Annotated in this window: 14 protein-coding genes and 1 tRNA gene; 14 read left to right on the top strand and 1 reads right to left on the bottom strand. The window is 44.7% G+C overall.

Going from position 1 to position 14,377, the window contains the following annotated elements; genetic code table 11:
• Positions 1–59 precede the first annotated feature (59 nt).
• The 6 genes from B2U56_RS06320 to B2U56_RS06345 all read left to right on the top strand — a co-directional run bounded on the left by B2U56_RS06320 (position 60) and on the right by B2U56_RS06345 (position 5,893).
• Positions 60–1,310, top strand: coding sequence for a glycerate kinase type-2 family protein (locus tag B2U56_RS06320; protein ID WP_286952832.1), 1,251 nt, complete (start codon positions 60–62; stop codon positions 1,308–1,310).
• A 37-nt stretch (positions 1,311–1,347) separates the two neighbouring features.
• Positions 1,348–2,778: an aminopeptidase gene (locus B2U56_RS06325; RefSeq protein ID WP_213700420.1), complete on the top strand. Its 1,431-nt coding sequence runs from the start codon at positions 1,348–1,350 to the stop codon at positions 2,776–2,778.
• A gap of 110 nt (positions 2,779–2,888) precedes the next feature.
• Positions 2,889–4,322 carry an FAD-dependent oxidoreductase gene (locus tag B2U56_RS06330; RefSeq protein ID WP_286952833.1) on the top strand — a complete coding sequence of 478 codons (1,434 nt, stop codon included), beginning with the start codon at positions 2,889–2,891 and terminating at the stop codon, positions 4,320–4,322.
• Between the two features lie 54 nt (positions 4,323–4,376).
• Entirely contained in the window at positions 4,377–4,568 is a 192-nt protein-coding gene (locus B2U56_RS06335) for a 4-oxalocrotonate tautomerase (RefSeq protein ID WP_013048620.1), read from the top strand.
• 43 nt (positions 4,569–4,611) lie between these two features.
• The gene (locus tag B2U56_RS06340; RefSeq protein WP_414631798.1) at positions 4,612–4,920 is read left to right on the top strand and encodes a hypothetical protein; all 309 of its coding nucleotides are present in this window, start codon (positions 4,612–4,614) and stop codon (positions 4,918–4,920) included.
• 16 nt (positions 4,921–4,936) lie between these two features.
• Entirely contained in the window at positions 4,937–5,893 is a 957-nt protein-coding gene (locus B2U56_RS06345) for an ArsA family ATPase (RefSeq protein WP_213700417.1), read from the top strand.
• A 9-nt stretch (positions 5,894–5,902) separates the two neighbouring features.
• On the opposite strand, the gene B2U56_RS06350 is transcribed toward B2U56_RS06345, so the two are convergent.
• Complete coding sequence (locus tag B2U56_RS06350; RefSeq protein ID WP_286952834.1) at positions 5,903–6,409, bottom strand: hypothetical protein; 507 nt, start codon at positions 6,407–6,409, stop codon at positions 5,903–5,905.
• Positions 6,410–6,489: 80 nt separating this feature from the next.
• Here B2U56_RS06350 and B2U56_RS06355 point away from each other — a divergent pair, with 80 nt between their 5' ends.
• From B2U56_RS06355 to B2U56_RS06390, 8 genes are all read left to right on the top strand, one after another.
• Entirely contained in the window at positions 6,490–6,942 is a 453-nt protein-coding gene (locus B2U56_RS06355; protein ID WP_041459359.1) for a YhcH/YjgK/YiaL family protein, read from the top strand.
• A 29-nt stretch (positions 6,943–6,971) separates the two neighbouring features.
• Entirely contained in the window at positions 6,972–8,543 is a 1,572-nt protein-coding gene (locus B2U56_RS06360; RefSeq protein WP_273312646.1) for a carbon-nitrogen hydrolase family protein, read from the top strand.
• Between the two features lie 6 nt (positions 8,544–8,549).
• On the top strand, positions 8,550–9,017 hold the full coding sequence (gene tadA / locus B2U56_RS06365) for a tRNA adenosine(34) deaminase TadA (protein ID WP_349679263.1): 468 nt from the start codon (positions 8,550–8,552) through the stop codon (positions 9,015–9,017).
• 127 nt (positions 9,018–9,144) lie between these two features.
• A complete protein-coding gene (gene rbr / locus B2U56_RS06370; protein ID WP_013048613.1) occupies positions 9,145–9,681 on the top strand; it encodes a rubrerythrin in 537 nt (178 codons plus the stop codon).
• A gap of 125 nt (positions 9,682–9,806) precedes the next feature.
• Positions 9,807–9,899: transfer RNA gene (locus B2U56_RS06375), tRNA-Ser, on the top strand.
• Between the two features lie 332 nt (positions 9,900–10,231).
• Positions 10,232–11,446 (top strand): hypothetical protein, encoded by a 1,215-nt coding sequence (locus tag B2U56_RS06380; RefSeq protein WP_286952836.1) that lies wholly within the window; start codon positions 10,232–10,234, stop codon positions 11,444–11,446.
• Positions 11,433–12,524 carry a pyridoxal phosphate-dependent aminotransferase gene (locus tag B2U56_RS06385; RefSeq protein ID WP_286952837.1) on the top strand — a complete coding sequence of 364 codons (1,092 nt, stop codon included), beginning with the start codon at positions 11,433–11,435 and terminating at the stop codon, positions 12,522–12,524. The genes B2U56_RS06380 and B2U56_RS06385 overlap by 14 nt, the downstream gene beginning before the upstream one ends.
• Before the next feature lie 347 nt (positions 12,525–12,871).
• Positions 12,872–14,377, top strand: a complete 1,506-nt coding sequence (locus B2U56_RS06390) for an L-lactate permease (protein WP_286952838.1) — start codon at positions 12,872–12,874, stop codon at positions 14,375–14,377.

Below are 14,377 nucleotides of genomic sequence, written 5' to 3' on the forward strand. Positions count from 1 at the left end.
ATTGTCTATGATGATGACGTGAACCCACCCTGCAATAACTCACATCAGGAGGTTTGGCTATGTCTCTTCACCGTGATGTCATGCATATTATTCACCACGCTATTGACGCAGTGTTGCCAGAACATGCTGTAAAGGAGCAGCTGCGAAAAAAGCCTTGTGAAGGGCGGGTTATCCTCGTTTCAATAGGCAAAGCCGCATGGCGTATGGCAAGGGCTGCCGTAGATGTTTTAGGTGATCAGGTAGCGAAGGGTGTCGTAATAACGAAATATGAACATAGCCAGGGGCCAATAAAAAAACTTTCTATATGGGAAGCTGGTCATCCTTTGCCAGATGAAAACTCTCTCAAGGCCACTTCTGAAGCCCTTGAAATAACAGAAAATCTTTCACCCCGCGATCAGGTGCTTTTTTTAGTATCAGGGGGCGGTTCAGCCCTTTTTGAAAAACCGAAAGAGGGAGTTTCGCTCAAGGATTTTGTTGATATTACAGATCAGATGCTTCGCTGCGGGGCTAATATTGTGGAAATAAACATGATCCGAAAGCGTCTTTCCGCTGTAAAGGGCGGGAGGTTCGCTCAATGGGTAAACCCTGCTAAAGTATATACTATCGTGCTTTCCGATGTGCTAGGTGACCGGCTTGATAGTATCGCCTCCGGGCCAGCCTGCCCGGATGTTACAACTTCCAGAGAAACCCTGGATATTTTGGTTCGATATAATCTCACAATGCCTTCCAGACTTTTAAGGGTACTTGAAGAAGAAACCCCTAAAGACCTCAATAACGTAGAAACCTTTATCACTGGAAGCGTAACAACGCTTTGTGAAAAGGCTGCTGAAAAAGCCACAGAATTAGGGTATAAGACACTGATACTCACAACAACTCTTAGCTGTGAAGCTAAAGATGCGGGAGCTTTCTTAGCCTCAATAGCCAGGGAGGAATCAGAGCATTCCCGCCCCCTCCAACCGCCTTGCGCCATTATTTTAGGGGGGGAAACTGTCGTTCACGTGAAAGGAAAGGGGAAAGGCGGACGTAACCAGGAAATAGCTCTTGCTGCTGCTCTTGAGATGCAGAATATAGCTGGTGTCGTGCTTGTTTCAGTAGGCTCTGATGGTACAGATGGTCCTACAGACGCAGCAGGAGGGATCGTGGATGGAACAACGGCAGAAAAAATACGACAGAGTGGATTCGACCCCCTTGCCCTTCTCGAGAATAATGATGCATACCATGCCCTTCAAAGAGTGGACGCACTCGTAAAAACAGGTCCTACTGGCACGAATGTCAACGACCTCACAGTGCTGCTAGTGAAAGATGTATAATAAATAACAATATTTATTAAGGCAGGAGGCTTAAAATTTGAGCAATCGAGATATAGAAGCAAAATATCGTGAAAAAGGCTTTTACTCTTTCTCCAGCGCCTGGGAAAAACTTCAGGAAGAGGAGAAAAAACAGGTATTCGCCTTAGCTGAAGACTATAAGCATTTTCTTGATAACGGGAAAATTGAACGGGAATGTGTGGAGCAAATCGTTTCCATGGCACGTATTGCCGGTTTTGTGGAGCTTGAAGAAATGATTAAAGCTGGCCGGCAATTAGAACCTGGCATAAAAGTGATGGCTGTAAACAGAAACAAAGCGGTAGCCTTGTTCGTTATAGGCGAAAAACCTTTATCAGAGGGCCTTCGCATCGTGGGGAGTCATATTGATTCTCCCCGTCTTGACCTGAAACCTCAGCCCCTTTATGAAGATTCGGGAATGGCCTTGCTCAAGACTCATTATTACGGGGGAATAAAAAAATATCAGTGGGCTACGCTGCCTTTGGCGATACATGGGGTTTTTGCTAAAAAAGATGGGACTCTTGTTCACCTCAACATAGGAGAAAAAGAAGATGATCCTCTCTTTGTTATTAGTGACATTCTTCCGCACTTGGGAAAATCCCAGGCATCGAAAAAAATGAGCGACGGAATTTCGGGGGAGGATCTGAATGTTATCATTGGCCACATCCCGGTAGAGGATGCCGATATTAAAGAAAAGGTCAAACTTGGTGTTTTGCAAATCCTTGCCAGGGAATACGGGGTTGAAGAAGCAGATTTTACATCTGCAGAAATAGAGATCGTACCTGCGGGGAAAGCTCGCGACGCCGGTCTTGACCGTGGTCTCATTCTTGGGTATGGCCATGATGATCGTTCCTGTGCTTTCGCTTCTTTGCGCGCCATCCTTGAGGTGGAACACCCTCTCTATACAGCATCAGCTCTTTTTGTTGATAAAGAAGAGATTGGCAGTATGGGAAGCACGGGGATGGAGTCTGTTTTTTATGAAAACACCGTGGCTGAACTGGTAGCCTTGGGAAGTGAGAACTATTCAGAGCTTTTACTTCGCCGTGCCTTTAGCAACAGCAAGGTTCTTTCTGCCGATGTTGATGGAGCTTTCGACCCAACGTATCCGGAACCCTTTGACAAACGAAACTCCTCTCTCATGGGAAATGGCGTGGTCATACTCAAATACACAGGCAGTCGAGGTAAATATGGATCCAACGATGCCAGTGCTGAATTTATGGCCTTTGTACGCGGCCTCTACGATGAGAACAACGTAGTATGGCAAACTGGTGAGCTGGGAAAAGTTGATGAAGGAGGCGGTGGAACCATTGCCTACATTCTTGCAAACAGGGGAGCCGACGTTATTGACTGCGGTGTTCCGGTACTTTCCATGCATGCTCCATGGGAACTGATCAGCAAAGTGGATTTGTTCATGGCATGGAAAGGATACAGAGCCTTTCTTCAGTCGAAATAAAGCTAGTGGCCCGGTCCTGGACCGGGCTTTTTTGTAGCCTCTTGATATACCCCACCATGGTATGTTAGAATCGGTATATTAAATTGTCTGATTATTGTGGAGGTGGAGTAATGTTAACATTAAGAAAAAGAGTGCTTATTATCGGAGGAGGTCCTGGAGGAAGATTCTCTTATATGACACTTCGACGCATGGGTGAAAAGAGTCTCTCAATTGTGATGAACGAGGATCCTACAGTTATTTGTTCTCTTCCTTATGGCGTTGGAAGAAAACTTGTTCCAGGTGGTCCTGAAGAAGAAGTTGTTGATTTGGCTAACTCGGACCGTTTGCCTCCTGAGATTGTCGAGGATGCTATTCGTGGTGTCGTAACTGAACTGGACGCAGAGAACCATATTGCAAGGGGAACGAGTTCAGAGGGTCCCTTTGAAATTCATTTTGAAAAAGTACTGCTCGCGCCTGGGGCTGTCCCCTGGCTTCCTCCCGTAAAGGGGCTTTTATCAGATAAGGAAGGTTACGTGCGAGATCTGACGGAAATTATGGTTGGGAGCGAATACGTTTCTAAAGGGAAACTAGCTGAAAATATCTTCGTTATGCGTGGTGCGGATGATGCCCGCGCACTTGATGCCTTTGCGGAAAAGAGCGATCAGGCTGTTGTCGTAGGCAGTGGGGCCATAGGCCTTGAAGTTGTGGAGGCTCTTCACGATAGAGGACTTGCCGTTACTTTAGTAGAGGCCCTGCCTCATCTTATCGCGGCAATGGATATGGATATGGCAGGGAAGGTCAGCAAACGTCTTTCTGAATGGGGAGTCTCTATTTATAAAAACATACAGCTGACAGAAGTCAGATCAGACAGGGTTGTGCTCTCAGATGGCACGGAGATAAAGACTGACGGCGTTGTTTTTGCGACAGGTGTTCGTCCTAACGTTAAGTTAGCTCGAAGTGCAGAACTCTCTATTGAGCGGGGGATAGTAGTCAACGAAAAAATGCAGTCATCACATCCCGATATATATGTTGTTGGCGACGCTGCTCAAATCAGCGATGCTGTTACGGGACGTCCTATTTTGCCTCTTATTGGCACTCTTGCTATGCGTCAGGGACTTGTCGCCTCTGCCAATATTATGGGAAAAGAAATGTTTTTGCCGCCTGCAACGGTCTGGGGTCTGAGTGCCATTTTCGATCTTCATTGGGGAAGTGTGGGGTGGACAGAGGAATTGGCAAATACGTTGGGTATCCAGGTTTTTTCCATCACATTGCCCTATCATACTCGAGAAAAGGCTATGGTGAACGGAAAGGAAGGACTCTGGAAAGTTGTTGTTTCTGCATCTGACGAAAAAGGACTGAAAAAGGGACAAATTATAGGGTTCCAAGTTGTTATTGATGGAGAATCACCTCTCTTTTTAACGGAACGTTTTATCGATATCATTACCAGAAGGGAAACTGTTTCTGGACTATTTTCTCATTATTTTGTCCATTCTCCTTATCATAATACTGTTGAAGATCCTTATCTTATGCTGCTTTTTGCTGCCCAAGAAGCTATGGCTCATTAAAAAAGGTATAATACATAACAGTTTTGAATTTATATTCAAAAAGGAGGAAACACTATGCCAATCGTTAACGTGCATCTTTTTGAAGGCAGAACATTGGAGCAAAAACGGCGTCTTGTGGATGAGGTTACCAAGGCTATTTGCAATAGTATCGAAGTGCCGGCAGATGCTGTCCGAATCATTCTTATGGAAATGGAAAGAACAGACTTTGCGGTAGGTGGCGTACTCGCTTCAGACAAAAATAAGTAGTTAGTAATATAAGAAATAGAGCTTTTCTATCGGGGTGTCCATAATGTTTAGTGAAGAGAACGAAAAAAAGAATGACAAACTTCTTTCGAAAGCTCTTTTCTGGGCAAGAGCCTTTACTCACGGAACTTTTGTAGACAAGAGAATGGCTGTTGTTCGAAAAGAAGCCTTTGATGAAAATGATAATCTGATGCTACTCCTTTTTGGTGATTTTTTAGGCATTCCCAACCCTATTTCCTACTACATGCTCGAGGTTCTTCCTTATTTTGCAGAAGACCTTATCGCATGGGAGCGGAGAATGCAAAATCGCAAGTTTATAATTGCTGAAAAGGCGGCTCAATACGACTTCGATTAAGGGAGGCTCTTTTTCGATGGTTCATCATGTAAAAAGGCAGTTTGTTTTTTTTGGGGGGAAGGGCGGAACTGGAAAAACGACATGTGCTGCGGCCTATGCATACGCTCTTTCAAGACTAGGAATAAAAACACTTGTGGTTTCTACAGATCCAGCCCATTCCCTTGCCGATGCTTTCAATAGGCCTATCGGCCTGGATGTCATTCCTGTGGCAGAAAATCTTTGGGGAATAGAAATTGATGCCGAAGAAGAAGCAAAAAAGTATATGAAGGCCATTCAGGATAAAATGCTTCACATCGTCAGCGCCGTAATCGTTGATGAGATAAAACGCCAGATAGAGATAGCCTATATGTCTCCCGGCGCAGAGGAAGCGGCAATTTTTGATAAATTCATTGAACTGATGGAATCCATAGGTAATCCTTACGACGTTATTGTTTTTGACACAGCTCCAACAGGTCACACATTGCGGCTTATAACCCTGCCAGAAATACTTGGAATTTGGATAGAGCATTTGATTGAAAAGCGTGCCAATGCCATGGAACTCATGAAAGTTGCTGCAAAATACGACAAAGACCTTCAGGAAAAGATAAAGGAAGACCCCATCATCGATACGCTTCAGGCGAGGCGTGACAAATTTGCTTTGGCCAGAAAGATATTGACGGATAAAAAAAATACGGCTTTTTATTTTGTTCTTAATGCAGAAAAGCTCCCCATTATAGAAACAAAGCGGGCCATTGAAATACTGAAAAAACATGACGTTGGAATAGGGGGAGTTATTGTAAATAAAGTTATTCCTGAGGAGGCAGGTCCATTTTTCGAAAAGCGCCGAGTTGACCAAGAACAGTATCTAAAACAGATCGACGAGATGTTTGGTGGTTTCGGCGTTGCTCGTATCCCCCTTTTAGATTCTGATATAAAGGGTATAGAGCAACTTAGCGAGATAGCTCCTCTCATTTTAAAGTTGGATGAAATGTAGCAGCGTTTGTTATGATTCCGAACAAGAAGGGGCCAATTCTCTGATTTCAGAAATGCCTTGAGAGGCCCACTTTTCGTTAATAGAAGCGTAGAAAGGCTGGTTATCTATTACACGTCCCCAGTGGTAGGGTGCATTTGTAGCAGGAAGCATAGCGCCGTTATAGATTACATAATCTTCGTATATGAGCCACGTAAGGGCCTGGTTTTCTACAATGCCGCAATCACACATATTGAGATTTGTATCGTATTTTTCCCAGCGTTCAGCCCCCTGGGAGTTTCCATAAAAGACAAAAGAGTTCCCGTCTTCTTTAAGGGCAATAAGAGCGTGATGAAGATCAGGATCTATAAAAAGATGGTGGATACCCCAAAAAGGGGGATTGTAAATGGTTAAACGTTTATTACGGCTCCATTCTATTGTTTTACTGGCGTGACGTGATCTGGTCACTATGTCGTGAGCAGAAAGAGGCACCATAGGTTTAGTACGAATTCCAAAAACACGAAAAATCTTTGAAAGCATGACAACGCTCCTTTCCATTTTGTTTCAAAAAATATTGTACCATCATCCAAGCCGCAAGCCTTGAAGAGGGAGTGGTGATATTGATATTTGATATGTTAAATAATGCATCCACATATTTTTGTTTAGGAGAACGGTTTCGAAAAGCTTTTGAATTTCTTGATAACCTCATTCCGGCTTCTTTGGAAAATGGCAAATATGAGATAGATGGGCCATCAGTCTTTGCCATCATACAATCAGCAACCACAAAGCCTAAGGAAGCGCAAGTGTGGGAAGCCCATAAAAAATATGCAGATATACAATGTCTTTTGTCAGGGGAGGAGTGGTTAGGATATGCTCCTCTTAAAACTATGGAAGAGGCTCTTGCTTACGATGCTGTTCGGGATTTTGCCCTTTATGATGGAGACGGGGAATATTTTCAGACAAAGCCCGGTATGTTTGTAATTTTCTTTCCACATGATGTTCATAAGGGATGTATAACTCAGATGAGACCTGCTAGAATTCGTAAAATAGTTGTTAAGGTTGAGCTCCCATAGCAAGACTATATAAAAAGGAGTGAGACAGAATGTTTGAGGTAGCCTGTATCCAGCTGGAAGCCCGGGATGTGAGTCAGTATGAGCAGACGGAGAAAGAAATCCTGGAATGGATAGATAGTCTTTGCAGCGAAGAGAAAGTGGATCTTCTCGTTTTTCCAGAATGTGCCTGGCCAGCCTATTTTCTTGGAGAGAACGAAGAGGCTGCGGAACTTGCCCTTAAGCGAACGCCGAATTTTATGAAAGAAGTGGCCCAGAGGGCTGCTCATTACAGAGTTCACATTGCCATGGGGCTCTATGTCCAGGAAAACGGCCTGTTACGAAACGCTGGTTTTCTATGGGGGCCTGAAGGTGAAATATTAGGACGCGTCTACAAGTCGAATCTTTGGCATTTTGACCGCAAGTTTATTGAAGCCGGCGAACTTTTTTCTGTCATTGACACTTCTTTGGGAAAGCTTGGCATGATGATATGCGCTGATGGCCGCGCTCCGGAAATAGCCCGCATATTAGCAGAAAAGGGCGCCGAAGTAATTATAGACATGGCAAACCTTGTCTCCTCAGCCTCTAGTACCACCCTTTTGATGAACCCACAGATAGAGTATATGCTCCCAGTCCGGGCCTTTGAGAATGGGGTCTGGATTATTTTATGTGATAAAGTCGGGCTCGAAGCATATTCTATAATGAATACAGGACGAAGTTGTGTCATCAATCCTTTGGGACACGTTATAGGATCTTCACCTTCCGACACGCCGGAAGCTCTCATAGCCACAGTAGACACAGAAATGGCATCCTATCCACTGCCTGATAAAGAAAACCGATGCTTCGCCCGTCTTACTGACCCTACAGAAGAGCTGCCTGTAACCTCTCTAATGGCAAAACCAATGGTTTTAGCTGAAACAGGAGCGGTTTGCTCCGCAGCCCATTTTTCAGCAGAAACAGCAGATCATTATGTAGCTATGGCCTCCCGCATGATCAGGGTATTGCAAGATCAGGACGCATCCCTGATCTCCCTCCCCGATTGCGGCAAAAAAGCTGATTTTGACGAAGTGGTCCACAAACTGCGCCCCTTGCTTAATCCGAAAGTGGTTGTCTGCGTAGGAGGCCTTGCGGAAATAGACGGTCATAAGAAGCGAGCCGCCATAGCGTTTTCGAAGGACAACACCTACGGCCCTATCTTTTTAGATAAGGCTTGTCGACCCGTAGTCTTTTCCACGGAAGCAGGACGTATAGGGCTTGTCATCGAAGAAGAGATGTTCTTGCCGGAAGTTGCCAGAAGCATGATGTTGGAGGGAGTGCAGGTACTTTTCTGGGCTGACGCCAAACGTCACGCAATGACCGAGAAAATAGCGCGATGCAGGGCAGCAGAAAATAGAGTGTTTTTAATTCGGGCAGGTTGTGGGGATAAAGAAGATAATTCTTTTATAGTTTCCCCTACAGGAAACATATGTGCCATAACTGTTCCAGGAATGGACCAGAGCGCTTCTGCCTATTGTCTTCTCGGAGAGGCCTATAGCAAGACCGTCATTACAGGGACAGACGTTGTTCTGGGAAGACTTCCCCATGCCTATAAAGAATTAAGGAATACGAGTCGAAAGGAAGAGTAAGGCGTGATTCATAGCGACACCGACATCTTTTTTATGAATATGGCTCTTGACGAAGCGAGAAAAGCGGCAGAGCAGGGAGAAGTACCAGTTGCGGCGTTAGTGGTTAGGAATAATGAAGTTATAGGGAAGGGTAGCAACAGTAAACATCTGGATCCCACAGCCCACGCTGAAATAATTGCTATTCGAGAAGCCGCGGAAAGGCTGGGGACATGGAACTTAAGGGGATCTACCCTTTATGTTACGCTGGAACCGTGCCCCATGTGCGCAGGCGCTATAGTGCTGTCTAGAATAAAGTGTCTTGTCTACGGAGCAACGGACCCCCGGGCCGGCGCTTGCGGAACACTTTATAATATAGTGCAAGACTCTCGTCTGAATCACAGGTGCGAGGTTATAAAAGGGGTATTGGCTCAGGAAAGCGCCAATCTTCTTTGGGATTACTTTAAAAAGCGCCGTCAGAATTCGAGCGCCCCATGACCATAATCAGGCGCGCGAATTTGTTGTTTTCTAACAGTATCAAGGTTTGAATAAAAGATGTTAATATTCTATAATAAATATGATTTTAACAAAAAAGAAGGGTAATTACACAGAAGGAGGAATAACGATGGACTTGAAAGGATCTAAAACTGAGGCGAATTTGAGAGAAGCATTTGCCGGAGAATCTCAGGCGAGAAACAAGTATTCCTATTATGCATCTAAAGCAAAAAAAGAGGGGCTGAATCAAATAGCGGCCTTTTTTGAAGAAACAGCAAACAACGAAAAAGAACATGCAAAGATCTGGTTTAAGCTTTTGCATGATGGAATTCCTTCAACAGAGCAAAATTTGAAAGATGCAGCTGAGGGCGAAAATTACGAGTGGACTGATATGTACGCAAGATTTGCTGCGGAAGCCGAAGAAGAAGGATTTACGAAAATTGCATATTTGTTTAAGGCTGTAGCAAAAATTGAAAAAGAGCATGAGGAACGATATCTGAAGCTCCTAAAAAACCTGAAAGAAGAAAAGATTTTTGTGCGGGAAGAGAAACAGGTTTGGCATTGTGCCAACTGCGGCCACATCCATTGTGGTGAAAAGGCCCCCGAAGTATGCCCCGTTTGTGATCATCCTCAGGCTTATTTTGAGATCAAAGCGGAAAACTACTAATAGAGAGAAAGTGAATAAAACAGGGGCCGCCTTTAAAGCGGCCTCTATTTAATTAAATTTTGAACAGTTCCCCTTATCTGGACATCTATATTTAAAATCGCTATAATGCTCACGTCAACGCAACCGGAGGGGTGGCCGAGTGGTCGAAGGCGGTCGACTCGAAATCGATTAGGCGGCTCATACCCGTCTCGTGGGTTCAAATCCCACCCTCTCCGCCAGAGAATATTACGGGCACTGCGATGTGCCCGTTTTTTTATGGAGAATTGCTTGACTGCCCTTTAGAAAAATGATATGGTTCCTAACCATGATGAATATAGAGAAAACTCAAGAAACATTATTGATAAATGGCTTTTTCCTTTATTGGTTTAGCGTGGGTCCCTCACCTGGGATCGACGCTTAATTGCGTTGGTCTTTTAGGGCGGGGCCCCTTTCTTCTATGAGAGGGGCCCCGCCCTTTTTTTATATTTTTATATCTCAGGGGTGGAAAGGAGCAGAGACATGGAGCCCCCATTTCAAGAAATAGAGTTTTAATTATTTTCTTAAGAGGACGGTGAAAAAGATGAAAAAGGATGCCCCAAAGGGTTCTATCATCTCAAAATTACTGGATATTACGCAGGTCAAATGGTTTAGCCGATGGCTGATGATTGGGTTTTTATGTCAGTCTGTGCTTATTGGCGGAGGATATGCAACAGGCAGGGAGCTTGTTGAATTCTTCATGATGAACGGACTTGCCGAGGGTTTATACGGCATGGTAGTTTCTACTGTTTGTTTTGCTCTTGTAGGCATCCTTACCTTTGATTATGCTCGCAAATTCCGTCTGTACAATTACCGCAGCTTCTTTAAGAGCCTCCTTCCTGGCTCAACCTGGCTTGTTTTTGAAGCGGGATATATCTTCCTGGTGGTTCTTGTGGGCGGCATTTTATCCTCTGCGGCTGGAACCATTCTTCAGCAATGGTTTGGCATTTCCTACTGGGTTGGCGTAACTGTCCTTCTTGTAGGTACTTCCATTCTCCTGTTTGCCGGAGGAAAAGTAATTTCAACCATTCTTTCATACTGGTCATTCTTCCTGTATGCCGTAATGTTTATTTTCCTTGTAGCTACAGTTCGACACTTTGGAATGGATGGGGTTTTTGGCAGTTTTATCCGAGACCATGGTGTTGCGACAAGTTCAAATTGGCTTATGGGGGGCATAAAATACACCCTTTACAATATGGTCTCATTTCTTCTGGTGCTGTATGCGTTACAAGATATAATAAAAACAAGACGGGATGCTGTCATCAACGGCATAGTGGCTTCAATCCTTATGATGATTCCTGCCTTTATCGAATACCTTGCCATGGCTCCTATCTTTCCGGCAGTTCTGGAGGAGTCGGTTCCTATCTTTGGCATTCTTAAAGACCACCTTGGAGGGGGAGTTCTTCTTTCTGCCTATGTGCTGATGCTTTTTGGAACAAGTATAGAAACAATTACGGGTTTTGTACACGGACTCAATGAGCGGATCAATTCGGTTTACCAGGAAAAGGGAGGAGAGATGTCTCCGAAGATGAGAGGTATTGTGGGGCTTGCCGTTTTAGTGGTTTGCTTCATCTGTGCCAAGGCCGGTCTTGTCGCTCTCATAGCTCGCGGTTATTCTTTTATGGCGTGGTATTTTCTTGCGGTGATGGTTATTCCTCTGGCTACTGTAGGGCTTATGAGGCTGCGTGGCAAAGAGATGCCGGCAGTTCCTGATAAATTTGAGGAGGCGAAGGTGCATGTGGAACCCTAAAGTAAAACCTCATCTCAAAGATTTTGAGCGGGGGAGTTACATTCACGAAGTTTACTATCCTGTAGACCTTAATTGCAATGGCCTGGAGTCAACATTGCCTCACGTACCGGGGGTCGAAGAATTCATTCGCAATTTTGACTGGGTTTCAAATATGTGGAAGACGGGGGATACTTCTTACAAAACCCTTTTGGAAGAAGTATGTCATTACTGGAAAGATTTTGCAGACATAAGAGAAGATCAGGTAAAAGTTGGTTATGGTTCCATGCAGGTATTAGAAAGGATCAACAAGGTGTTTCTTGATGATCGTTCTTCAGTATTGGGCTATATTCCTCAGTTTGTAGAATATATTACTGAAGTGCGGGTCACCGGGGCTCGCTTCGAAGGCATTGCCATGAACCCTGAAGACAATTTCAGTTTTCATGTGGACCCATTGCTTGGCGCGTTGAATGAAGGGCATACCCTGCTGTATATAGATAACCCTAATAATCCCACGGGGCAGCTTATCCCTCTTGACCAGATAGAAGCACTTGTAGCCAGGGCCCATAAACTTGGTGTCATTGTCATAGTGGATGAGGCCTATTGTGATTATGCTCCGAAAGAAGCGTCGGCCATGCAGCTTGTGCCGAGATATGAGAACGTAATTGTGACTCGAACATTGACAAAAGGATTTCACTTTGCTGGAACTCGTGTGGGCTATGGGGTGTTTAGCGGAAATCTTGGAAAATTCTACGATAAAGGCGACCTCCCCTTCCCAATGCCCTCAGTAAGCGCCCTCTTAGCACGGGAAGCCCTGCGAGGCGGGGCTCTTCTCGAAACAGTGCGTAAATTGATAGGGGAACAGAAAGAAGTACTCGTTTCCGGACTCAAAGAAAGAGGATATAGAGTGGCAACTACATATAACAGCTGCCCCATATCTCTCGTTTCTGTTTCAGATCGAGATGTTCATCTGGGAGAAGTTTTTGCTTCAAAGGGAATCGACGTAAGGTCTGGTGAAGATTACCCAAATCTGGGCAAGAATTATGTCAGGATCGCTACGCCTGAAAAAGCTTCAGACCTCTTTGCCTGTCTGGATCGATAAGCCAACAAAGTATCCATGGGAGAAAGTTCTTTTAATTCAAGACTTTACAAAAGCTTAAAGCTTTGGTAACATCTCGTGTCATTGCATCAGAACAGTTTGCATAAAAAAAGGAGGAAACGGACCGTGAGAGAAGCAACGATATTAATAGTTCTTATTCTTATACTCGTGCTCATTATTACATGTCGGTCCTATCCTCGGGCGACAGTTCTGTGACGCATGGGCTGTTGAGAGGTCGGGACCTTAAGGTCCCGGCCTCTTTTTTTATACCCAAATATCCCGGGAAGATATATGGAGTACTCCGCAGCTACGATTACACTATTTCAAAAGAGAATTGGAGGAAGTATTCTATGAATTTTTTACTCGCATTGCTGCCTATTGCAATTATTATTGTTGGAATGGCAGGTCTTAACTACTCTTCGAAGGTCGTTGCTCCTGTTAGCTGGATTGTCGCTTTTCTTCTTGGGTTTCTGGTTTTTAAATCCCCGGTAGAAGCACTTTTGCTTACTAGCTGGAATGGTTTTCTCGATGGAATTAGAATCGTATGGCTTATATTTGCAGCCTTTACTCTCCTGATCATAATGGTGGATTCGAAAGCTATGGATTCTATTAAGCAAGGGCTTTCTCACGTTACTCGGGATAAAAGGCTCATGGTATTATTTTTAGCCATTCCCTTTGGAACATTTCTTGAAGGCGCTGCAGGTGCCGGTGCACCGGCAGCTCTGGCAGCCCCCTTCCTTGTAGGTCTCGGAATGGATCCCGTTATTGCAGCCGCAGCTTGCCTTATTGGCAACTCGTGCCCAGTATGCTGGGGTGGGGCAGGTGTCACTACAGTGGTTGGCTCAGGGGCTGCCGGCCTTGACTTTGTTCCTGTTTCTGCCATGACCGGCCGCTTTATAGCCCTGGGCTACTTGTTGCTTCCTGTTCTTATTATCGGATTTGTCTTCGGTAAAAAGGCCTTCAAGGGCATTTGGAAGGATATTGTTGTCATGGGCCTCATGATGGGAAGCATTAACTTCACCATGAGCAACTTTCTGGTTTCCGTTACAGAACTGACCAGTTTGATTGGAGGAATGACTGGGACCTTCTTGTTTGGAGCATATCTCTGGTTCAGAAAAGACGCGGCAGTGCCGGAAGAGTATAGATTTAACTCTCAGAATGAATCCCTATCAGTAGAAACCACTGAAGAAAAGGGTTCCCAACTCAGCTTTATTCGTTCATTGTTGCCCTATCTCATCTTGAGTGCGTTACTTGTCACCGTGCGTCTTTCATTCCCCTTGAAAACTCTTGTTTCTTTTGGCGGCGGCTACACTGTCTGGGTAGGTACAGTTATTTTAGTAAGTGCCTTTGTTGCTTCATTTATATTAGGGTGTAGTCAATTTTTTATATCATCCGCTGTAAAAGCTTTCAAACGGGTTATCCCGGCACTTGTTGCTATGGGGTTGCTTCTTGCCATGGTGAATTGTATGAAACTTTCTGGGCAGATAAGCACTCTGGCTGTCACCTTTGCAACCATTGCCCGTTTCTTCTATCCCGCAGTGGCAGTGCTCATCGGTCAGATTGGAAGCTTTGTTACAGGAACGAACCTCGGGTCCAATCTGATGTTTAATCCATTACACGTAGAAGCGGTTAAGAATCTTTCCATCAATGTTCTTCCTGTGGTTGCAGCGCAGAACACGGGGGGAGCTATTGGCAACATGATATGTCCAAACAACGTGGTAGCAGTGTGTGCTTGTGTAGCCATTTTGGGTCGTGAAGGGGAAGTGATGCGAAAAACCCTTATTCCTTCCTTCTGTTTCTTTCTCTTCTTCGGATCCTTAGCCATGTTCTACACATATGTTATTTTTCCTGCATGA

It is taken from the genome of Aminobacterium sp. UBA4987 (assembly GCF_002396985.1).
GTDB lineage: Bacteria > Synergistota > Synergistia > Synergistales > Aminobacteriaceae > Aminobacterium > Aminobacterium colombiense.

Excerpts from the sequence above, each read along its gene's own strand:
- rbr (WP_013048613.1), top strand. The coding sequence starts at position 9,145 with ATGGACTTGAAAGGATCTAAAACTGAGGCGAATTTGAGAGAAGCATTT.
- B2U56_RS06340 (WP_414631798.1), top strand. The coding sequence starts at position 4,612 with ATGTTTAGTGAAGAGAACGAAAAAAAGAATGACAAACTTCTTTCGAAA.
- B2U56_RS06350 (WP_286952834.1), bottom strand. The coding sequence starts at position 6,409 with ATGCTTTCAAAGATTTTTCGTGTTTTTGGAATTCGTACTAAACCTATG.
- B2U56_RS06360 (WP_273312646.1), top strand. The coding sequence starts at position 6,972 with ATGTTTGAGGTAGCCTGTATCCAGCTGGAAGCCCGGGATGTGAGTCAG.
- B2U56_RS06335 (WP_013048620.1), top strand. The coding sequence starts at position 4,377 with ATGCCAATCGTTAACGTGCATCTTTTTGAAGGCAGAACATTGGAGCAA.
- B2U56_RS06385 (WP_286952837.1), top strand. The coding sequence starts at position 11,433 with ATGTGGAACCCTAAAGTAAAACCTCATCTCAAAGATTTTGAGCGGGGG.
- B2U56_RS06390 (WP_286952838.1), top strand. The coding sequence starts at position 12,872 with ATGAATTTTTTACTCGCATTGCTGCCTATTGCAATTATTATTGTTGGA.
- B2U56_RS06345 (WP_213700417.1), top strand. The coding sequence starts at position 4,937 with ATGGTTCATCATGTAAAAAGGCAGTTTGTTTTTTTTGGGGGGAAGGGC.
- B2U56_RS06330 (WP_286952833.1), top strand. The coding sequence starts at position 2,889 with ATGTTAACATTAAGAAAAAGAGTGCTTATTATCGGAGGAGGTCCTGGA.
- B2U56_RS06320 (WP_286952832.1), top strand. The coding sequence starts at position 60 with ATGTCTCTTCACCGTGATGTCATGCATATTATTCACCACGCTATTGAC.